The 22,737-nt window shown below is 41.3% G+C and carries 20 protein-coding genes; 17 read left to right on the top strand and 3 right to left on the bottom strand.

Annotated features, from left to right (window positions below):
• Positions 1–104 precede the first annotated feature (104 nt).
• From BW961_RS10140 to BW961_RS10185, 10 genes are all read left to right on the top strand, one after another.
• Entirely contained in the window at positions 105–1,901 is a 1,797-nt protein-coding gene (locus BW961_RS10140) for a class I mannose-6-phosphate isomerase (protein ID WP_068585149.1), read from the top strand.
• Positions 1,891–2,841: an ROK family protein gene (locus tag BW961_RS10145; protein WP_068585146.1), complete on the top strand. Its 951-nt coding sequence runs from the start codon at positions 1,891–1,893 to the stop codon at positions 2,839–2,841. Before BW961_RS10140 ends, BW961_RS10145 begins: the two co-directional genes overlap by 11 nt.
• 53 nt (positions 2,842–2,894) lie before the next feature.
• Entirely contained in the window at positions 2,895–5,516 is a 2,622-nt protein-coding gene (locus BW961_RS10150; protein ID WP_068585142.1) for a glycoside hydrolase family 3 protein, read from the top strand.
• Positions 5,517–5,951: 435 nt separating this feature from the next.
• Positions 5,952–6,215, top strand: coding sequence for a hypothetical protein (locus tag BW961_RS31170; protein WP_244555921.1), 264 nt, complete (start codon positions 5,952–5,954; stop codon positions 6,213–6,215).
• Between the two features lie 261 nt (positions 6,216–6,476).
• Positions 6,477–7,148, top strand: coding sequence for a 3-ketoacyl-ACP reductase (locus tag BW961_RS10160; protein WP_244555922.1), 672 nt, complete (start codon positions 6,477–6,479; stop codon positions 7,146–7,148).
• A 278-nt stretch (positions 7,149–7,426) separates the two neighbouring features.
• Positions 7,427–8,050 (top strand): hypothetical protein, encoded by a 624-nt coding sequence (locus BW961_RS10165; protein WP_082867461.1) that lies wholly within the window; start codon positions 7,427–7,429, stop codon positions 8,048–8,050.
• Between the two features lie 803 nt (positions 8,051–8,853).
• Positions 8,854–10,821: a serine hydrolase gene (locus BW961_RS10170; protein ID WP_068585135.1), complete on the top strand. Its 1,968-nt coding sequence runs from the start codon at positions 8,854–8,856 to the stop codon at positions 10,819–10,821.
• A 59-nt stretch (positions 10,822–10,880) separates the two neighbouring features.
• Positions 10,881–11,555, top strand: coding sequence for a response regulator transcription factor (locus BW961_RS10175; RefSeq protein WP_068585131.1), 675 nt, complete (start codon positions 10,881–10,883; stop codon positions 11,553–11,555).
• Complete coding sequence (locus BW961_RS10180; protein WP_068585128.1) at positions 11,552–12,904, top strand: sensor histidine kinase; 1,353 nt, start codon at positions 11,552–11,554, stop codon at positions 12,902–12,904. Before BW961_RS10175 ends, BW961_RS10180 begins: the two co-directional genes overlap by 4 nt.
• Before the next feature lie 164 nt (positions 12,905–13,068).
• Positions 13,069–13,878: a methyltransferase domain-containing protein gene (locus BW961_RS10185; protein WP_068585125.1), complete on the top strand. Its 810-nt coding sequence runs from the start codon at positions 13,069–13,071 to the stop codon at positions 13,876–13,878.
• 162 nt (positions 13,879–14,040) lie between these two features.
• Here BW961_RS10185 and BW961_RS10190 read toward each other — a convergent pair whose 3' ends face one another.
• Positions 14,041–14,979: a helix-turn-helix transcriptional regulator gene (locus BW961_RS10190; protein ID WP_068585122.1), complete on the bottom strand. Its 939-nt coding sequence runs from the start codon at positions 14,977–14,979 to the stop codon at positions 14,041–14,043.
• An 88-nt stretch (positions 14,980–15,067) separates the two neighbouring features.
• Here BW961_RS10190 and BW961_RS10195 point away from each other — a divergent pair, with 88 nt between their 5' ends.
• The 3 genes from BW961_RS10195 (at position 15,068) to BW961_RS10205 (ending at position 16,853) form a co-directional block, all read left to right on the top strand.
• Positions 15,068–15,514, top strand: a complete 447-nt coding sequence (locus BW961_RS10195) for a VOC family protein (protein WP_068585119.1) — start codon at positions 15,068–15,070, stop codon at positions 15,512–15,514.
• Positions 15,515–15,869: 355 nt separating this feature from the next.
• A complete protein-coding gene (locus BW961_RS10200; RefSeq protein WP_068585116.1) occupies positions 15,870–16,265 on the top strand; it encodes a VOC family protein in 396 nt (131 codons plus the stop codon).
• A gap of 153 nt (positions 16,266–16,418) precedes the next feature.
• Complete coding sequence (locus BW961_RS10205) at positions 16,419–16,853, top strand: SRPBCC family protein (protein ID WP_068585113.1); 435 nt, start codon at positions 16,419–16,421, stop codon at positions 16,851–16,853.
• A gap of 64 nt (positions 16,854–16,917) precedes the next feature.
• Here the strand turns inward: BW961_RS10205 and BW961_RS31905 are convergent, their stop codons facing one another.
• The gene (locus BW961_RS31905; RefSeq protein WP_139331600.1) at positions 16,918–17,049 is read right to left on the bottom strand and encodes an IS3 family transposase; all 132 of its coding nucleotides are present in this window, start codon (positions 17,047–17,049) and stop codon (positions 16,918–16,920) included.
• A gap of 605 nt (positions 17,050–17,654) precedes the next feature.
• Between BW961_RS31905 and BW961_RS10210 the strand changes: the two genes are divergently transcribed.
• Positions 17,655–18,224 carry an SF0329 family protein gene (locus BW961_RS10210; protein ID WP_068585110.1) on the top strand — a complete coding sequence of 190 codons (570 nt, stop codon included), beginning with the start codon at positions 17,655–17,657 and terminating at the stop codon, positions 18,222–18,224.
• 246 nt (positions 18,225–18,470) lie between these two features.
• Here the strand turns inward: BW961_RS10210 and BW961_RS10215 are convergent, their stop codons facing one another.
• The gene (locus BW961_RS10215; protein WP_068586040.1) at positions 18,471–19,037 is read right to left on the bottom strand and encodes a TetR/AcrR family transcriptional regulator; all 567 of its coding nucleotides are present in this window, start codon (positions 19,035–19,037) and stop codon (positions 18,471–18,473) included.
• Between the two features lie 197 nt (positions 19,038–19,234).
• Here BW961_RS10215 and lpdA point away from each other — a divergent pair, with 197 nt between their 5' ends.
• The 3 genes from lpdA to BW961_RS10230 are packed head-to-tail and all read left to right on the top strand — an operon-like array spanning position 19,235 to position 22,463.
• The gene (lpdA, locus tag BW961_RS10220; protein ID WP_068585107.1) at positions 19,235–20,632 is read left to right on the top strand and encodes a dihydrolipoyl dehydrogenase; all 1,398 of its coding nucleotides are present in this window, start codon (positions 19,235–19,237) and stop codon (positions 20,630–20,632) included.
• 42 nt (positions 20,633–20,674) lie between these two features.
• Complete coding sequence (locus BW961_RS10225) at positions 20,675–21,307, top strand: biotin/lipoyl-containing protein (protein ID WP_068585104.1); 633 nt, start codon at positions 20,675–20,677, stop codon at positions 21,305–21,307.
• A complete protein-coding gene (locus tag BW961_RS10230; protein ID WP_068585100.1) occupies positions 21,291–22,463 on the top strand; it encodes an ABC transporter permease in 1,173 nt (390 codons plus the stop codon). Before BW961_RS10225 ends, BW961_RS10230 begins: the two co-directional genes overlap by 17 nt.
• The last annotated feature ends 274 nt before the right edge of the window (positions 22,464–22,737 follow it).

Raw genomic sequence — 22,737 nt, forward strand, 5'->3', positions numbered from 1 at the left:
TTACTTTTGTGAAATAAACGAGATGAAATAAGAATATGGGGGGCCACCTAATAGGGTGGCTTTTGCCATAAAAGATAATACATAAAATTGAGGAGGAACAATCCATGTTTAACAAATTTCCTATTAACCCAGTTCGAGAACAATTCACAGAGCATCCGATCTTTAAAGGATATGAATATATTGAATATACAATTCAACATATCATAGCGCACAAGAATGACGCCACCGATTGTCCTACGCTAATTGTTGTGGATGGTACACATGGTGCAGATTATCAACAATTCATTCAACAAGTTGTTGCAGCGACCGAGAAAAAAGGATGGATATTGAACATCCAGAGTACTGCAGGATACTTGAAATCTGGTGAAAGTTTACGTGAACAGTTCGCTGAGAATATTACGGATAATCGGACGTTTGGATTTGTTACGGAAGCTAACATCTCAGACTATTTCTTATCTGATGCTAGATCATTATTGGCGAACCGTATAAATTCGATAAATAATGAAGAGAAGCAAGTTACGATTGTATTTGGTCCAGGAGCATATTGGCTTGCAGGTGGACAAAGCAGCTTTATGATTTTCTTAGATGTATCTAGGGAATATCAGCAAATTGAGCATAAGAAGCAATTATTGAATTTTGGACTTTCATGGAACCGAGACTCTGTAGAAAAGTATAAAATATGTTATTTTGTAGAATGGCCTATTTTGGAGGGATATCGTAAACAAATCTTTAAACATATTAATTTGTATGTGGATATGAATAAACCAGTAGAACCCGTGGTCACATTGAGTGAGGCCCTAAGAAAGATGATAAGGAGTATAGCTTGCGCACCACTTCGTGTTAAACCGTTCTTCGCACCAGGGCTATGGGGTGGTCAGTATTTAAAAGAAATGGCTGATTTACCTGAATCATGGGCGAACTGTGCATGGGGATTCGAACCGATTGCACCGGAAAACTCTATTCTCATTGGCTACGGTGAGGATGTTATTGAAGTACCGTTCTTAATTGTGATGGCGTTAGAGTATAAGGCTATTATGGGAGAACGACCTGTTCGATTGTTCGGTGATTATTTCCCAGTTCGGTTTGATTATCTGGATACGATGGATGGGGAGCATTTATCATGTCAAGTTCATCCTAAGCAGGAATATGTGCGAGAGAAGTTTAATGAATTCATGACTCAGCAAGAGTCGTACTATATTATGGAGCACAAAGATAATGCTAAAGTTTATCTTGGCATGACGGAAAGTAGTACAAAAGAGAATTTCCATCAAGCTGTAGAACAGGCGCAAGAAACCGGTGTGCCGATGGATTTTACGGAGTATGTTAACGAATGGGACGCGAATAAGGGAGACCTGTTTCTGATTCCGCCAGGTACTGTTCATTGCTCGGGAAAAGACAATTTCGTACTCGAAATCTCCTCAACCACATGGTGGTTTACCTTTAAAATTTATGACTATTTGCGCAAAGATGTAGATGGTAAGCCTCGACCTATCAATATTGAACATGGATTTGAAAATATTGATTTCGATAAAACTACGCCATGGGTAAAAGAAAATCTCATTCCTTCACCGATACGAGTACAGAGTCAAGGAGAGAACGAAGAATTTCTTCTGGGACAACGAGATGATTTGCTATTCTACGTAGCTAGAGTTCATCTCCAAACGGAATGGAATGATGATACACAAGGGGAATTTGTTATGTACAACTTAGTAGAAGGAGAGAAAGTACGTATTGTTTCTACTGAGGATGAATCTGTTTTTGTTGAATTAAACTATGCAGAGTCATATATTCTGCCTTCGGTATTCGGTGCTTATAAAATAGTGAATATGAAGGAAACACCTTGCAAGCTAATCAAAGCAGGGGTTTCACCAACGTGGGATGTGAGTCTCCTTGACCACTAATCTTGTCTTTGCCTTGGATGTCGGTGGAACATTTGTGAAAGCTAGTATTGTGGAACGTGGTGTGGTTTTAAATAATACCATCTCACAATATCATGCATTCGCGAAGGAGTCTGAGTCTGTCATCATTTGTCAACTCGAGGCTATCATTTTGGACCTGTTGGAGCAATATCAGCGCTTGAAACGAAATTCAATCACAGCAATGAGTGATGAATTCATTTTTCTGAAAGATGAATCGATATGTATAGGATTGACGTTCCCGGGCCCGTTTGATTATGAGAGTGGAATCAGTTGGATTCGGAATCTCGATAAATTTGAATCGTTGTATGGAGTGAATGTACGAGAGAAGCTTTTACAGAGATTGCAAGAATCAGTACTATCCAAGATTGTAAAGGATATTAAAATACAATTTCAAAATGATGGGAGACTATTCGGACTTGGTGCCAGTAAGTTATTCCCGGAAGATCGAATTCTAGCAATTACGTTAGGTACAGGGATTGGATCGGCGTTTATCGATCGAGGAACTATAGTAACTAAAGGTGCAACGGTTCCTTTGGAGGGCTACTTATATAACCAATCCTATCGAGGGACAACGGCGGACGAGTGCTTCTCAAGGCGCGGAATTCTTAAGTTATTTGATGCTACGGATTCTCTTTATTCAGGAATGGATGTCAAGGAGTTATCACAGCTGGCCAAGGGGGAAGATCCTAAGGCGAAGCAGTTGTTCGTACAATTTGGTGAAGAGTTGGGCGTATTTCTCCGTCCATTTATTACAAGTTTTGAAGCAAATCGTCTTCTCATTGGAGGACAAATTGCAAAGAGTTTCGAACTATTCGGTGAGGGCCTGCATAACCAGCTACAACAAAGTGGGGTTCTCATAGAAGCATTGGACGACGCGCTACATCACACTTTTATTGGTGTGTCACGTTTATTTGAATCGTAACGCGTAATATGTAATAGAGACGGGATGAAGAAAGCTACTAAAAGGAGAAAACAATGAGAACAAGAAAAGACTTACAACATTACCCTTATATGAATGCAAGCTTGCCTATTGAAGAAAGAGTTGCGGACCTTATATCGAGAATGTCACTTGAAGAAAAGGTAAGACAGCTTGATATTTACTCGGGAAATGAAATTTCTGATTCAGTAGAAGGCTTAAATGCAGATTTGCTTAACTATAAAAAAATGGAAAAGGTATCAGCCGGAATTGGAATCGGATGCATCCAAAACCGAAATTCCAAAGCAGAGACTGCTAATAAAATTCAAGAGTATATCATCCAAAATTCAAGATGGGGGATTCCGGTACTCTTTAGTGAAGAGGGACTTCACGGTTTTGGGTGGAAAGGCTGTACAGTGCTCCCTCAGCAGGTTGCACTCGCATCAACATTTGAGCCAGAACTCGGATATAAACAAGCGAGAGTCATCGCTTCCGAAGCGCGCAGCTTTGGTATACATGAGGTTTGGGCACCTGTTCTCGATCTAGCTAGGGAAATCCGATGGGGACGAGTGGAAGAAGGATACGGAGAGGATCCTTATCTAGGGTCTCTGTTCGCGGAGAACATAGTAAAAGGACTTCAAACGGATGACCTTACAAGACCTGATGCCGTGGTGTCGGAACCCAAACATTTTACAGGTTACGGTGCTCCTAGAGGAGGACACAATTGTGCTCCGGCCATGATGGGGCATCATGACAATGCCTTCTACTGTCTGCCTGTATTTGAGGCTGCATTCCAAGCGGGTGCAATGAATACAATGTGTTCCTACAACTCCATTGACGGCACTCCTGTGGCTAGCGACCATTCGCTGCTTACTGGTGTACTTCGCGACAAGTGGGGCATGAAGGGCTTCGTACGAGCGGACATGACGGCTGTCTCCATGCTACATACCATGCACTTTGTTGCTGAAAGCAATCGGGAAGCTATCAAAATGGGCCTTGAAGCCGGCGTTGACATGCAGCTTTACGACTTTCCGCATGATATATACCAGGACAGCATTATTGACCTTGTGAAATCAGGCGAGGTGGACGAGAAGATTGTAGACACAGCCGCTGGACGTGTCCTTACAGTTAAATTTACAGTAGGGCTCTTTGAAAATTCATATACGGATATCGAACTTTCTTCGAAAGTTGTCCACTGTGAGGAGCACGTGCAGACAGCTCTTGAAGTTGCAAGAAAGTCGATCTGCCTGTTGAAAAACAGCAAAAATACGCTTCCCCTCAAAAGAGACATCGGCAAGATTGCAGTGATCGGACCAAGCGCGGATGTTCCCCGTTACGGAGATTACAGCAGCCCTGTTGTGCCTGAGCATGCGGTTACGCTTTTGAAAGGCATCCAAAACATCGTTTCGGACAAGACCGAAGTTATCTATGCCAAGGGCTGCGAAATTCTGGAGACCGACCTGATGACTATACCGGGTAAATGGCTCAAGGACAATGATGGCAACGACGGACTTGTAGGTGAGTACTACAATTCTCTTTCTTTCGAGGGAGATCCTGTTTGTGTGCGAAATGATAAACAGATAAACTTCAACTGGATTTACACAAAACCTGCTGACGGCGTAAACGCAGATAACTTCACCGTTCGTTGGACAGGTAAAATTAAACCGTGCGATACAGTGGATGGTTACATTGGACTCAGCAGCATGGACAGCATGCGTTTGTGGATCGACGGCACGCTGCTTGTTGACGGTTGGGGTGACCTTGACTCCAATCAGATGGTTGCGTTCAAATTTGTCGAAGGCGAAGAGTACGATGTTAAGGTTGAGTATCTCAATGATTCACGTGGGGTAAGGGTAATCCTCGGTTACAGCCTTGGCAACGATTATATGGACGCAGCGGTTAAAGCGGCAGAAGAGGCGGATGTTGCAATTGTTGCGGTGGGTGACAACGATCAGACTAGTGGAGAGAACCTGGACAGAGCGGACCTTAATCTTCCGGGCAGACAACTTGAACTCGTCAAGAGAATTTATGAAACAGGAACGCCTGTTGTTCTTGTCCTCCAAAACGGACGTCCGATGTCGATCACATGGGAGGCAGAGCATCTGCACGCGATTATAGAGGCATGGTTTGTTGGCGAGCAGGGCGGAAATGCCATTGCAGAGGTTATTTTCGGAGATGTCAATCCTGCTGGTCGCATTCCCATGTCTTTCCCGAGATCAGTTGGTCAGCTACCTGTATACTATAACCGTACACCATTCTATGGACATAAATATGTTGAAATGGACTGGCTCCCACTGTACCCATTTGGGTTTGGTCTGAGTTACACAACATTTGCGTATTCGGATCTTGACATTTCAGCAAAGGAAATTGCTCCGGATTCAACAGTAGATGTATCGTTTAACGTAACTAATACGGGAAATGTCGCAGGTGAGGAAGTTGCTCAGCTTTATATTAGGGATGAATTCAGCAGCACGGTCAGACCAGTCAAGGAGCTTGCAGGGTTTAAGCGAATTCTCCTTGAAATAGGCGAAACAAAGCGCATCACGCTGACACTGGGATACAGACAACTCCGAACACTTACTAGAAGCCATGATTGGGTTGTGGAATCGGGTAAATTTGAGGTGATGGTCGGACCTAACTCGGACGAAGCTCCATTGACAGGAGAGTTTTTCGTGCGGTAATAAATTTGTAAGAGTTACTACTGCCGGTTTTGATCCGAAATTAGGGAGGTAGTTCATTTGCCTATTCGATAAGGAATATATATAGTCAGCTGCCATTATTGGCGGCTGTTTCTTATTGTTCTATGAGATGAATGATTGTGTATTATAGGTTGAACCTTTAAGAAAAATTCCTATTATATATTTCACCAATATAAAATTTGACGGTAAGATGAATACACTTACTTAGATGGATGAAATGGCGTAAGGACACCAATATTGCTCGCAATCGGGCTGAATTATCAGGAAAGTTAACAAGCGTGTTAGATTCCAGATCGTTGACTAACTCTCATAAAAGGCTTTCAGAGATACTGAGTAAAGAGATGACGGTACTGGATGTTGGTTGTGGAACGGGATCAATTACACGTGGAATAGCTGAAATGGTAGGACCAAATGGACGTGAAAATATCATGGGAACCACAGCCTCCCGCAAGAATGCTTTCTTTCTATTCCGCATATTTGAAATGGCGTTCCGATGCAGGTATGGATAATGAGATTGCCGATCACCTTCCTGCTATGTTTCAAAAAGCGGGTATTGAAGAGATCTCAATAACCCCTCACCATGAGGTAAGTGATCGAACAATGCCTAATTTCCATACACGTATTGGAATATGGGCAGATACTGCTTCTAGCAGAGGAGTACAAAAGGAAAGAGACGGATAAATCACTGAGAATGATTATTTGACGGCGGAAAAGGAATATCGGGAATGGATTATTCAAGAGGCTACATCATTAACGATGTATATGTTAGCCGTTGAGGGTGTGAGAGTTGTATAAAGGAGGACATCATGAACTAAAACGGCAGAGATGCCGTTTTTTCTGTATACTCGTCACATGTGGAGTGCGTAATATTGATGGTATTGTAAGAATAGATGAAATTTGACAGAATTGCTCTGATAAGTTCAACGAAAGATGATACATATTATGAATACTATGTATCACCCTTTTGCTTCTTTTGCGCAGGAAGGTATTCACGTAGGTCTTGTTGGCCGTACGCTTGAAAATTTACAACAAGTTGCAGAAGAACTTAAACAGTATGATGTGAAGGTAGCAATCGCTGCAGCGAATGTAGCGGATTTAGACTCTATCACCACAGCGGTTGAGTCCATTCGTGGCGAGCTTGGTGCAATCGATATTTTAGTAAACAATGCCGGCATTTCAAAATTCGGCAAATTCATGGACTTAACGCCTGAAGAATGGACAAATATTATCGATGTCAATGTAAAAGGTGTGTACTACACAACACGTGCGGTATTACCGGAAATGATTGAGCGCAACACAGGAGACATCATTAATATCTCATCAACAGCGGGTCAAAAAGGTGCACCAGTTACAAGTGCATACTCGGCTTCAAAAGCTGCAGTTATCGGACTAAGTGAGTCATTAATGCTTGAAGTGCGTAAGCAAAATATTCGTGTTACAACATTAACGCCAAGTACGGTTGCAACAGATATGGCTGTTGCACTCAACTTAACAGACGGTAATCCAGAAAAAGTGATGCAAGCAGAAGATTTAGCAGACTTAATGGTTGCACAACTAAAACTTCATCCACGTGTATTATTAAAACATGCTGGACTTTGGTCGACCAATCCTTAATAAAAATATTCGAAATATCAAGACGCTATCCGATGTATTTTGGATGGCGTCTTCCTGTTAAACTAAGCTAATATGAGATCTCATTTTCTCTTCAACTAACGAGGTGCTATAGTTCAATATGGCAGAAGTAAATATTGATGGTTCTGAAAGAAAAGATGAGATGTGACAATATCGCTCAAGTTACAAAGCGGTGAACAATTTGATGTAGCACATTTACCTTAAAACATATAAGATTTTCTAATAAAGTGAGATGCCTGAATTATGAAGGAGAAAAACAGATGACCATAATCGACAAATTAGCAACTTCACTTAACCGCAAAGACGAAGGTCCTAATCAGGAACTGGCGAAATATATTGCCGACCGAGATGATAGAGGAGCTGTGAAAGAACTTGTTGATAACTTGTATAACAATGACAAGAACATTCAAAGCGATTGCATTAAAGTTCTCTATGAAATTGGAAATCTCAAGCCGTCTTTAGTTGTTGAATACAACAAAGAGTTCGTAACATTGCTTGATCATGGGAACAATCGACTTGTTTGGGGGGCTATGACAGCACTAGATGCGATAACTCTTGAAAATCCGGAAGTCATTTATTTTGCACTTGCAAAAATTGTTGATATTACTGACAAAGGATCGGTAATCACCAAAGATCACGGAGTAAATATCCTGATTAAACTTTGTTCTGTCAAACAATATGCTGATAATGCATTCACATTACTCATCGAACAGCTTAAGAGATGTCCGACAAATCAACTTCCAATGTATGCGGAGAATGCAATATCCATCGTTAACGATAAAAACAAAGCCTTTTTCATAAAGACGCTTTTCTCACGACTCGACGATATTGAAAAAGACACAAAACGAAAGCGAGTAGAGAAACTGATTAAGAAATTGAGTTGATTCTATCATTTATGTAAGATGTGACAGTATTAGAATGAAGTCTGATTCTTATCGCGATATGATGACTCAATGCAAGAGAGTTTGTTCGTTAGTAGGAGGAGATTAGTACGGTTGGGAATGAATAAACCAAGATGTATCGGTGCTAAGGCCTCTATTCGGTAGGGGCCTTTTGATTGTTGCATCTATTTTAAAACTTTGGATCAATATGATAGGCCAAAAAATACAAAACCTTACAGTTTGAATAAGGGATATAAGTTTGTCTAATAAAGTTAAAGCAGTGTGATTAGTAGCGAATACTGTCACATCACGATCCTGTCCATTGTACGCTACCCACACATGTGGAGTGTACAGTAAGACTTGAAAGGAAAGACACAGCCGACGCTGAAACCCGCTTGCGAATTAATCTCGAAACAGTCGCCATTGTATTTAACCTAATAGTGAATTAGCGTGTAAGTGGTACGATGTTCTATTAAGACAATGTGTTCTTAGAATTAAAAAAGACGCCGTAAAAGGGGTGCCTGTAAAGTCGTAGGTAAATGCCATTCCATTAGTATTAAAAGCTTGGACTCCTTGTCCGCTCGTCACACGCGTGGTGCCCAATATTGATGGTTCTGAATCAATGAATAAGATGTGACAATGTTGTTCAAATGCATTGTCTGTTCAATTCTTTCTTGATATTCCATCTGCCGACTCTCCGCTTTTATGAATGCCAGTCAGGTTCACTCTGCGTTCACATACTTTTGATATGCTCTCCTAAGTCGGGGGTTAGTGATCAAAAATATGCAGAATGTTGGGGGTTTATTATGTCATCGTATAAAGGTAAGTTTTCTGTCAAAATAATGTTACTGTTGTTACTGGTCACAATTGTGGGGGCGAGCTTATTAGGGGCTCAGACACATGCTTCAGCAGTACCTTCTGTGTCTACCACGCTATCTGCTAAATCAAAGGAAGCAGCGGATTTGAACGACGTTGCTCAACTAACGGCATTTATTGATGGTATCATGAATGTGCATATGGATAATTTCAAAATTCCAGGGGCGGTCATCTCGATTGTTAAAGATGGGAAGAGCCTGTTCTCGAAGGGATATGGCTACTCCAACATCAAAGATGGTACGTTAGTGGATCCCGAGACCAACTTGTTTCGGATTGCCTCGACAACGAAGTTATTTACTTGGACGGCAGTGATGCAATTGGTTGAGCAAGGTAAGATAGATCTCGACACGGACGTCAACCGATATTTAACGACGATGACAATACCGGAGACCTATCCGCAACCGATTACGATGCGTCATTTGATGACCCATACGGCCGGGTTCGAGGAAGGGGGCGTCGGCTATCAAATTACCACGGATATGAAGAAACTACCGGTATCGATTTCTGAGACGCTTGCTAAACATATACCGGCTAGGGTTAGACCTCCAGGGGAGATGATGTCTTATTCTAACTATGGCGCCGCGTTAGCAGGACTCATTGTCGAAGAAGTCAGTGGTATGGCTTATAATGACTATATACAGAAGTACATCTTTGAGCCGCTCGACATGAAACATGCTACGGTTCAGGAGCCTGTTCCAGCGTCTTTGGAGCCTTATGCAGTGCTCGGGTATGCTCGCGAGAACGGCCAATATGCAACTAGGCCGCTTACGTTCGAAGGAGGTTTTCGTCCCGCGGGATCCGGCTCAGTCTCGGCAAACGATATGGCTCATTTCATGATTGCCCATCTTCAGGATGGACGTTATGGAGACCAACAAATGCTCAAGCCGGAAACCGTGAAATTGATGCATTCACCGTCGTTCCAGTTTGACAAGCGGTTACCGGCAATGGACCTTGGCTTTATTGAGATGAATATGAACGGACTGCGCGTTATTTCCCATGGGGGCGCTGATGAGTTATTCAATACAGAGGTTTATCTTGTGCCCGATAAGAAACTCGGTATTTTTGTTTCCTATAGTGGTGGTGACGGGGGAGTAGCAGCGAGAGGGTTGATGCAAGCCTTTTTCGATCGTTACTATCCTCGGAAGGAAGACAATCAGCCTCCTACGTCTGCCATGCTTGAGAACTCCGTGCAAAAATACGCCGGTTCCTATCAATTCACGCGGCGTAATCACAGCGATATAGATAAGTTTTTCAATTTTCTGACAAAGATTAGCGTTACGGTTTCTGAAAACCGACTATCCATTGGAAGTGGAACCGAACAGCAAGTATACGCCCCGATCGGAACGGACTTATTCCAGGAAGTCGGAGGCACAAATAAGATGGGATTCCGCACCGATGCAGAGGGAAAGGTCACGTATCTGTTTCTTGATGTATTTAATCCCTTGCCTCTTGAGCCAACACCACTGATAGATCAAACGAAGTTCTGGCTTCCACTGCTTGGCATCTCGGTAATTATGTTCATCAGCGTCTTGGTGGGGTTCGCATACCGCAGACGAGAAATGAGAGAGATGCCGAAAGGGCAAAAGTGGGCACTAAGGTTTTCGGCGACTACCTCTGCTTGGGGGTTAGTGACCTTGGTCGCGACGTTCCTCGTGGTGTTAAATATGGATCTAATCGTGCGACTTAGCCGCATTACGCAATCGTTACAAATATATCTGTTTATGCCCATCATACTTGTCGGATTAACTGTGGCATTATTGGTATTAAGCGTACTGGCATGGAAAAACAAGTATTGGACAGTGCTGAAGCGCGTGCATTATACACTCGTAGCGCTATCCGCAGTATCGTTAAGTGTGTTCTTCTATCATTGGAATCTACTGGGTTGGCATTTTGGTTGAAGCAATATTTTTGCCCCTTCGGGGGCAATTAAGATCCATAATTGGAGGTATACGTTCTCATGGCTAAAATTCTTATCGCGGATGATGATGTGCATATTCGTGAGCTGATCACTTTATTCTTGCGGAATGAAGGATTCGAAATCGTGGAAGCAAGCGATGGTGCGCAAGCATTAGCAATTGTGGAAAATGATCAAATCGATCTGGTGATCCTCGACATTATGATGCCCGAATTGGACGGTTGGGAATTGTGCAAGGAGATCCGGCGCTTAGATTCAAATATCCCCCTCTTGATGGTCACGGTTAAGGGGGAATCGGGGCAAAAAGTAAAGGGATTTCAACTTGGTACCGACGATTACTTAACGAAGCCATTCGATCCGCTAGAGCTTGTTATGAGAGTGAAGGCGCTACTGAAACGGTATATGATTGTCTCTTCACAAACGATTCAACTGGGTGAAATTCTACTCAATCGACGTAGCTTTCAAGTGATTCGGGGAGATGAAACGCTCAATCTTCCGTTGAAGGAGTTCGAGCTGCTCTTCAAGCTAGCTAACCATCCCGGGCAAATCTTTACACGGGAACAGTTGATCACACATATCTGGGGGAAGAATTACGAAGGCGATGACCGAACCGTCGATGTTCACATTAAGCGTCTTAGGGAAAGGTTTGCCGGTGATTCGAATTCTTTTCAAATTGAAACGGCTCGTAGTCTAGGGTATCGGTTAGTGATTACATGATCAAAACCTTATATGTCCGTATTATTTGCACGTTTCTAGCGATCATTATCTTCAGCCTACTGTCGTCTTTCTTTATTGGGCGCTTTCTATTCCAGAAAGAAATAGATCATACAGGACAGAACGACATGATCGAAGTAGGACAAGAAATTATTCGTCTCTATGAACAATCAAGACCTGATGATCAGGATGCCTTTCTAAAGCGTATGGTGAAGGTATCTGCACATCCGATTCAAATGTATGATGCATCTGGCAACGTGACGTTCTATGACTTAGACGATACGAATAACGTTGAAATTGCGTCTGTTGCGGTTGAAGAGGTGTTGCGAGGAGAAGTGTATCGTTCTCCAAGTGAAGTAGAACAAACTTTCATCGGTCTTCCTATTTCATTGGAAGGTGAGCCTCATGCCATGTTCATGCAGTATTCCTCGCAGAACGAGAATATCATGAACCAGATGATGTTGATTGTATTGCTGGTCGGCCTGTTGATCGGAAGTCTATGTATTCTCATCGCGGCACGGTATTTGGTGAAGCCCATTCTAACGTTGACGCATGCGACCAAACGGCTTGCGAAGGGCGATTTCGACGTAGAAATAAAAACGAAACGCTTGGACGAAATGGGAACGTTGACTCAAAGCTTTAATGAAATGGCAGCTGAACTTAAACAGTTGGAGCAGATGAGGCAGGATTTCGTTTCGAACGTTTCTCACGAAATTCAAACCCCACTTACGTCTATTTCTGGGTTTGCTTTAGCTTTGAAGAATACTAACTTGGTAGCCGAGAGTGATCGGAATTATTATTTAAATATCATTATATCTGAGAGTAGTCGACTATCCAGACTTAGCGATAATTTGCTTGCGCTCGCATCCCTAGACTCGGAGCATCATCCATTCGAGGCAATGACGTATAATCTGGATGAGCAAATTAGGCAAATCGTCGTAACTTGCGAGCCCCAATGGTTGGCTAAGGGCATTCACATCGACTTAGAACTGCCTGATGCAGTCAAAATAACGGCAGATCGGGACGAGCTTAACCAGGTGTGGATGAATTTACTCGGCAATAGTATCAAGTTCACCCCCGCGGGAGGGCATATCGAAGTACGAATGACCCATTCGATGAATGAGATCCTCTTCACAATAACCGATTCGGGTATCGGAATAGCGCCAGAGCAGCTCGATTATGTGTTTGATCGGTTTTACAAGACGGACAGGTCAAGGAACCGCAATATCGGGGGAAATGGCTTAGGGCTTGCTATCGCTAAGAAAATTGTAACGCTTCATCGTGGAAGCATTGAAATGCAAAGTCAGGTAGGTGTAGGTACGACAGTGGTTGTTCATTTACCGATTCGATAAGGAATATATAGTAAGCTGCCATTATTGGCGGCTGTTTCTTATTGTTCTAAGAGATGAATGATTGAGTCTTATAGGTTGAACCTATAATATCAATTCCTATTATATATTGTACCAATATGAGGATTGACGATAAGATGAATACACTTAGATGAAGGAGATGGCATATGGACACCAATATTGCTCGCAATCGGGCTGAATTATCAGGAAAGTTAACAACCGTGTTAGATTCCAGATCGTTGACTAACTCTCATAAAAGGCTTTCAGAGATACTGACGAAAGGGATGACGGTACTGGATGTTGGTTGTGGAACGGGATCGATTACACGTGGAATAGCTGAAATGGTAGGACCAAATGGACGTGTGGTAGGGATGGATAGTAATCTAAATCTAATCGAAAAAGCACGTCAAGATCATGGTGATATACCAGGATTAACATTTGAAACAGGTGACATCTATAACCTTCATTATGAAGGACAATTTGATATTGTTACTTCGGCTCGTGTATTAGTATGGTTGTTTGATCCGCTGAAAGCTTTACACATGATGAAATCTGCCGCGAAAATAGGTGGTCGTATTGTGATTGCTGATTATAATCATGAGAAAATATCATGGGAACCACAGCCTCCCGCAAGTATGCTTTCTTTCTATTCCGCATATTTGAAATGGCGTTCCGATGCAGGTATGGATAATGCGATTGCCGATCACCTTCCTGCTATGTTTCAAGAAGCGGGTATTGAACAAATCTCAATAACCCCTCACCATGAGGTAAGTGATCGAACAATGCCTAATTTCCAGACACGTATTGGAATATGGGCTGATACTGCCTCAAGCAGAGGAGCACAAATGGAAAGAGACGGATACAACACTGAGAATGATTATTTGACGGCGGAAAAGGAATATCGGGAATGGATCATTAAAGAGGCTACATCATTAACAATGTATATGTTAGCTGTTGAGGGTGTGAGAGTTGTTTAAAGGAAGACATCTTGAACTAAAACGGCAGAGATGCCGTTTTTTCTGTATACTCGACACATGTGGAGTGCTGTTCACTGTTGGTGCGGACGGACAAATAGTTTAGATGTATTAGCGATATTTGTCCATCGGCATATCCTACAGTATTATGATCTGCATGCTGATTTATAATTTTTGGTAGTGATTTAAGAGATTCTCTACTCTATCTTGGATCAATTGTTTTAATGATTCAGGCTTCACGGATATAACATAATGACCATATCTCATCAAATAGTTAGCTATAAACTCCTCTTCGCCCAGATTGTAGAATCCCTTAATGACTGTTTTATTACCATGTTCTAATTTCATAGAAGGATAATGTTCTTTATAAAAAATATCCTTGGCTTGTTCTAACATCTCTACTTCAAAGTCAATACTCTTCTCAGATTGATAAATTTCTAATGAACGACTAAGGAGTTCATCAATAGAAAAGTGAGATTTTTTTTCCTTTTCTTCTATACGTGTAATTCTATCGCATCTGAAAACTCTATATTTATTCGTATTTAACTCTATTCCAGTAGCATACCATTGCCCAAACCTAGCGGAAATTTTGAAGAATTGAACGTGGTAACTTTTTGCCTGATTATCTTTTAAATATTGAATCTTACAGCTGCTCTCATTTAGAATGCTTTTTAGAATGTGATCTAAAAAACGACTAACATTATGATGCTGATTTATTTCAAAATGTAGGACTTTTTTCATTTGGTGAATCTGATTGATTTGTTTTTTAGAAAGACAGTTTTCAAACTTTTCATTTAGTTGATTTACACTTAAATGAAATGGTGTTGATTGATAAGATTCTAACGTCAACATTGCAAAGTACAGAGCATACACTTCATCTATCGTAAAAATAATGGGGGATAACAATCTACTTTTTAAAATGCCATATCGTCCATGTCTGCCATGTTCCGAATAAATAGGCATACCTAAATGTTCTATTGAGCTAATATCACGTAGAGCTGTACTTTTTGAAATGTTATATTTTCCCATTAGATCACTTAAATTAAAGAACTCTCGGTTGTTTAAGTATCTGGTCATGTCATTTAATCTTTCTGATTTCTTCATAATAAATCTCCTGATAAAGGTGTCATATTTTGATACCTTTATATATTATCATAAGTTTAAGACGATATATCAAAAGGAGAATGATACCATGAGTACAACACTAGAAATAGCTATTTTCTTATCCATGAATGGAAAAGCAAAAGAAGCTATAAATTTTTACAAAAACCATTTCAACGCAGAGGAATTGTTACTCGTTACCTATCAAGACATAGCAAAACGTGACAGTTCCTTACAGCTTACTGATGAGAATAAGAATTATATTTCTCACTCTGTATTATCAATCGGAAGAACAAAAGTCATGATAGCAGAAGATACTATGAATACCAGTGAAGAATATACAGTTGGTAATAACACTTCATTATGCATTCAAAGTGCTGACTTATCGGAAATTGAACATTTTTATAATAGCTTAATTACAGATGATCGAGTGAAAATCATTGTTCCTTTATCGAATAATGTGTTTAGCAAAGCGTACGGTATTATTGAAGATCCGTTCGGTATTCAAATTCAATTAATGTTTGATGATAGATTATAATAAAGAACACACGTATAGATTGTTCTCACTGTGTACTCGACTCATGTGGAGTGCTTAATATTAATGGTTCTTAATGAATAGATGAGATGTGACAGGATTGCTCAAAGGTATTAGTTATAAGGGGGTGATATAACAATAGCAACAGGTTACTGGTCATTGCAACCTACATAATACTAGTTTACTCCTATTCTGTAGAGAGAGGTATTGAAACAGTGAAGCTGTTGTAAATTAGATGGATAGCCAATGACTTTCATAAGAATGTGGCGGTTTACAATATCGTCTACTTTGACTATACTTCTGTTGTAAATGACACATTGTATGATACGTGGATAAATAGAAAGGACAGGTGTAACGAATGAACAAAAAAATTGGCTATGTAACGATTTTAGTAAAGGATTATGATGAAGCTATCCAGTTTTACACAGAAAAAATGGGGTTTGAGTTGTTGGCGGACAACTCTTTTGGAAATGGAATGAGATGGGTATCCGTTGCTCCTTCCAGCAACAATGAGACCTCCATTGTATTGGTCGAAGCTGATACAAGCGAGAAGAAAGAGAGACTGGGAAGTCAGGCTGCTAATCATGTGTTTCTTGTGATCAACACGGATGATTGCCGTCGTGATTATGAAGTAATGAAATCGCGAGGTGTTCATTTTTTCGGTGAACCGAACGATGTTCCATGGGGAGTCGAAGTCGTCTTTGAAGATTTATACGGCAATCGATTTGATCTTGTCCAGCATAACGGATTTTAGTTGAGGTGAAGCTTGAACTAAATTTCCGCATAGGACACATGTAACAAATAATATATGATGTTTTTAGAAGGGAGGAAGTAAAGGGTTCCGGTTTAGCCTTTTGGGGAATGATAACGCAATTTCCTCTCACGACTAAAGTCACGACTGCATTGAATGAATAATCTTACAAAATTCAAAATTTTAAAGCCTGCAAGTGAAGTTTTTGAAGCCTTCGTAGATCCTTTAAGAATTGGGGGATTTTGGTTTTCATCAAGTTCTGAAAGATGGGAACAAGGAAAGACGGTTACATTGAAATACGACGAATACAATGCAGAAGTGGATATAAAAGTAACGAAAATTGAAGTGAATGAGAAAATTGTGTTCATGTGGGGGGCGTCTGAGGAAGAACATATTGTTACGATTTCGCTGAAAGAGCAGGATGATATGAGTACCATTATAGAAGTTAACGAAGAAGGTTTTAAAGAAAATGATGATGAATTAATACATAAATTGATAGATAATAAAGAAGGTTGGGTTTATATGCTGACCTGTTTAAAGGGTTATTTGGAATTTGATGTTAGAAATTTGAGAGCAGGCTTAGTGAAGTGATTGTAAATGATGTAAGGGCAACAACATATAGTCCCTTCAAGTAGAGAGTAATAAAAAGAGTTGGTTAAACGGCGATCGCTTCACGGTATTCTACCGGGAAGCGGTCGCCTAATTTTTTCTGGAATCGCTCATTATTGTAGTATTCAATGTGTTCAGAAATGAGTCTCCGAGCACTTTCCTCGCTATCTGGATTCAATGACTTGAAGTTCTGCTTGTTCTAAATGCATGCGAATTAACAGACAAATTTCGGATTCATCCTATACAATTAAGATCTGATTGATGGTGAATCATCATCCTACTTCATATGGAATTAAATCAATGCTGATCACAATCAATTCAATAATAAATTGAAAAATACAAACATGGTTTATTTCAAATATAGATTTGGCTGAATCTTATATTAGAGAACATGAAGTAACCTATACAAACGTCTTCGCGATGGCTGGTAGTGCAGAAATTATGGAGTACATATAGGATCCAGTTCATTTAAGTGAAATTATTGAGGTTATTCAAATTACCGAATTCATGCTACAGATATGAATGATTTACTGACGATTTGAAGTTGGCTATTTGAAAAATATAAAAATAATGATTTTCAAGTGTATACGGACAAAGATTTCTATACGGATGTTTATGTGAAACTTAAAAGTAATGTAAAGGGGTATTATTTCTAAAGTTGTTTTAGAAACGGAAGGTTGCTTGTATTTAGTATTTAGTATGATTGATGTGTTGGTTATTGTATTATGGAGGATAGAACGACTGCCTCAATAGGTATTTGTAAAACACAACATAGGAGGATATATGTCCTGGAGTAAATTGAAGCAACAGCTAGAGAGTTTTCTCAGTCCTGCGTTAAATGGTAGGGTTGAATACACGGCAACCAGCTACCGTTATTTACCTGATAAAGCAGGAATTTGTTATATTGCCGTAGATAAAAAGAACGTACTCAATATGAGAGACATAACGACCTTAATCAGATGGTATCAGACGGATCTAGAAATTAAGAATGATTCAGATATCCAAATTCCGATCAATAATGAAGAAATTGATGCGGTTAGACAAGATACTAAGGGGACCGTACCGGAGGATCGTCTAATCGTAATTGCTAGAAGTAGAAAAATATCAGTATATGCAAAAGAGCTTTTGTCAGCACAGTCATCATTATGTAAATCTAACTTTAACGTTGTGGCTACTAAGTATTTATCCACTTCTATAGAGGATAGCTTAGAGAGCAATGATATTTTATTGAATATTCTAGCTTTGGTGGACAGACGAGTTGGGAAAAAGCGAATTATAAACATGACCGAGAAGATGAAGATGAAGCATCCAATTGTGCAGTATTTCTATGAACTACGGGTTAGTACGTTATAAAAATAAATGACTCTTTCACCTCCCATCGGGAGGTTTTTTCTTGAGACCTTACGCTTACTAACAGCTTAGTGTAGGTTGTGGAACAATAACAATTCTGCTGAGAAACAATCATAGGATTGAGGAGCAGCTTATAATTATTTACACAAAAACACGCCATTCATTGGCGTGTTTTTGTATGTTTGGTGGATCGACATTATGGATCAACCAGCATCCAAAGGTGCTTATCGTATAAGGGATCATAGAAGTCTAGGTCATAACTAGGTCTTTAGCATACTGCTTACCTGCCGAGAGAAGGCTTGCACTTAGTTCAGGATTATTAACAGACCGTGCAAGAACAAGAGAGCCGACCATGGTGCTAAACAGTGCGCTACCTTTGACCGTGTCTATTTCAGCCAGATTGGAGATGAAAGCAATCATTCGCTCCAGTTCTTGAGTGAATACCTGCCGAACCTCTTCTGAAGAACGGGATATTTCGCCAGAAAGGGCAGGAAGAATGCAGCCCATCTCCGTATTGTCGCGGTGATACGGACTTAAATAATAATCAATGACAGTATGGATTCGGGGGTTGTGCTTCTCCTCATCAGCGACTTTCTGCAGAAGTGTGATGGTATCACTGATGGCATATCGGCAGGCTTCGGCGACTAGCTGTTCTTTGTTGTCAAAGTGTGAATAAAACCCTCCATGAGTCAATCCGGCGCCCTTCATAATGAACGGAACACTTACATCGTGAATACCATTGGTGCGAAAAGCCTGAGCCGCACTTTCAACTATCTTATTGCGAACTTTTATCTTATGTCCTTTAGGATACGGTATTGTAATCACTCCACAGCTTCATAATTCTTCTTTTTTAAAATATTATAGTCGTCATAATAAAGCCTGTCAATTTAGTGGTTCCGTAACTGTTTGCTCAAGAAACGAGAATCATGGTTGTTGACGTATTTAAAATATGATGGTTATAATATATTACGGTCATCATATTATAAAACAACTTCAACAGGAGGTATCAGGATATGAATAAGTTGGAATCCGTAGAAACGTTAGTTATTGGATCAGGTCCGGGAGGTTATGTGGCGGCGCTGCGATCTTCACAGCTCGGTATGAAGACGGCGATTGTCGAACGCAGTCAGATTGGGGGAGTCTGCACGCATGTTGGTTGCATTCCATCCAAAGCATTAATTGCAGAATCGCATCGCTATAATGTGCTCAGACAGTTCAATAATACAGATGCGGCAACATCATTTAAGAATGCTCAGGATTTCAAGCAGGGGATTGTGAATAAGCAGGCGGGCGGAGTCAGTTATTTATTAAAGACTGCTGGTGTGAGAGTTCTGGAAGGAGAGGCAAGTCTACTTGATGAACATACAGCAATTATTAATCAATCTGGAACGGAGCAGACCATTACATTCAAGTACGCCATATTGGCAACGGGATCTCGTCCGATTGAGCTGCAAGCATTTCCGGTCGGAGGGCGTATTTTATCTTCTACAGAAGCTCTATCGCTTCCTGAGGTTCCGACCAGTATGGTCGTTATAGGCGGTGGATATATTGGTATCGAACTTGGGCAAATGTATGCGAAGTATGGAACGAAGGTAACGGTTATAGAGGGCGGAGAACAAATACTACCGGGGTTCGAAACAGATCTTGTGGGTCCAGTTGTCCGGCAGATGAAGGACGATGGTATTCACATAATTACTGGGGCGACAGCTGAGAAAGTGGTGCAGAATGCGGATTCAATTACACTGTATTATTCACATAATCAGGAGCAGCATCATGTGACGGCGGCATATGTGTTAGTCACGATCGGCAGAAAACCAAATACAGACGGTAAGCTAGGGCTCGAGCGTATAGGCTTACCGGTGACGAGAAGGGGGTTGATTGCGACGGATGAACAATGCAGAACGGCTATCCCTCATATTTTCGCAATTGGAGATATTACAGCTGGTCCAGGACTCGCACACAAGGCGTCATATGAAGCCAAGATTGCGGCAGAAGCTATTGCAGGCCATGCCTCTGTAGTTGATTATAAAGCCATTCCGCTCGTTGTCTTTTCGAATCCAGAGCTATCAAGCGTTGGCATAAGTGAAACGCAAGCAAAGGCCCAAGCCATCCCGATTGTTATTGGCAAAGCCTCTTTCGGGATAAACGGTAGAGCACTGGCATTGAGGGAAACCGAAGGATTTATCAAAATTGTGGCGAACCCGACGTCAGGCATTGTGATCGGTGCGCAAATCGTTGGGGTGGAAGCATCAACACTCATATCGGAGCTTGGACTTGCTATCGAGATGGGGGCCACCGTGGAGGACTTGGCTATGACGATTCATCCCCATCCCACATTGGGAGAAGTGATTATGGAGGCTGCCGACAACGCGGTCAGAAAAATGATGATGACAAATAAACAAGAGCAGTAGATTTAACAACATATAGAGAATAGGAATGGGAGAGATTTAAGGATGAAGATTAAAGTAGGTTTTTATATCGGGATTGCGATTGCGCTGATACTGGGAGGAACGCTCCTTGCTGTGAATGGAAAGGATGCTGTCAGTCAGGCTGAGAGCAGGAAACAGGGTATGCTTGAGGCGGAGCAAATGACAATATTGTATCAGAAGAGTCTTGGTTCGATTGTAGAGGTCGGTGTGGCTGTAGGCGATTCTATAAACAAGGGTGAGGTGCTTTTCAAGGTTAAATCAGCTGAAGATGGAGAAATGGATGTACTTGCGGCGGATGACGGACTCATTAACAGGATTGCTGTAAAGCCGGGAGATCAAGTACAGCAAGGAGCGCCGATGGCGGTTCTGCAAAAAAATAACTATTATACAGACCTCTACATACAAGAAAGTGAAATTCAAAAGCTTGAGGTGAATCAAAGCCTTGGTGTTCATTTTCCATATTTGGATCATGAAGCAGAGGTGACTGGCGTTGTTACTTCGATCTCAGCCGCTCCTCAATTTGCGAGCTTGCGCATGACACGTGAAAAAGGGCAAGCAGATTTAAGTATGTATCTTGTGCGAATATCTATAGATTCGAATGCTGACTTGCTTCCGGGTATGACAGCGGAGGTGAGACTTGATGAAATCACTGATTGACGAGTGGAAGCACGTAGCGGGCAGTAAGTATTGTCGCCTGATATTTATCGGACCGTTTCTCGCGGCCTTGTTCTTTGGACTCATGTTTTCGCAGAACCAAATTACTGAATCGCCTATAGTTGTCATTGATGAGGATCACAGTTCGTATTCACGGCAACTGATCTCGCAAATAAATGCTTCCCCATACATGAACGTCACCAATGTGTATGCCAGCCGCCTGAACCCAGAAATATTGTTGGAAAATGAGCAGGCTGTAGCGGTCATCATGCTTCCCAAAGAGCTGGAACTGCGTGAGCAGCAGGGGATGTCATCGAATATCGGCATCTTAATGGATAACACGATGCCCTCAGGGCTAACCGGCATCAGGACCGCGATTCAGGAAGTTATTCAAACGGAAAATATGACCCTATCTATGACCCGTCTGATCCAAAAAGGGATGGATGCACAAACATCCAAAGGGCTTGTCTCTCCATTGTCCCTTCAGCAGCGGATGCTGTTTAATCCGACAACAAGTTATGTAGGCTTTATGGTACTTGGATTTGTGAATATTGTGGTTCTGATGATTACAACAAGCGCAGCAGGCTCGATTGTTCCTCGCTTGCGTCAGGAAGGGAAGCTCTTTGCATACGGAAAGTCGCCTTTTCAGCTTTGGATACGTAGCGTACCTTACGCTGTCTTGACCTCCCTTTCGCTACTCCTATGCTATGGATTATTAAAGCAGGTGGGGGGGATGCGGTTTGAAGCGGAGCCTTATCTATTTATCATTCCACTGCTTGTCTATGCCTTTGCCTTGTCACTCATGGCTATGTTAATTGGCTATTCTTCCAAAGACCAGTCCAAAGTCAATTTACGAACCAATTTCGTATTGTATCCGTCATTTCTTGCTACTGGAATTCAACTGACTACACTTGCGTTACCAGAGCCCTTTCAAATTTCCGCATGGGTATTACCCATGAACTGGCTTAACCGCCTTATACGCGGCATGGCTTTTCGGGATGGGGCGCTAACAGCCTACAGTCAGGAGTTGGGCGCGCTACTGATTATTATTGGCGTTGTGTCCTTGATCATTGGATTGCTGGTACTACGAGAAGCAGGGAGAGCTTATCCCGGCCGGGAATCACTTGTGAATCCGGACGCTCTTCTGAGCAGTAGTTAATTAAATATGGAATGAATTAAAGGTTGGATTAAAGATTGGATTCGGAAGGGGGGAACTGGAAAATAGCATGTTCAAGAGGGCGTCTTTAAGCGGACGTTCTCTTTTTTTATGTGAAAATCAAACGTACGCATGCAGTGTGTTGAAGTTATGGCTCTACTAGTAAAGAAAAAAATATCGAATTTCATAGAATGGTGCTACAATAACTGATTAGAGATACATTTAGGAGATTATTTTTTATGTAGATAGTCTTATAGCGATATGATAACAAAATATG

This window comes from Paenibacillus macquariensis, from assembly GCF_900156375.1.
Taxonomy (GTDB): Bacteria; Bacillota; Bacilli; order Paenibacillales; family Paenibacillaceae; genus Paenibacillus_AQ; species Paenibacillus_AQ macquariensis.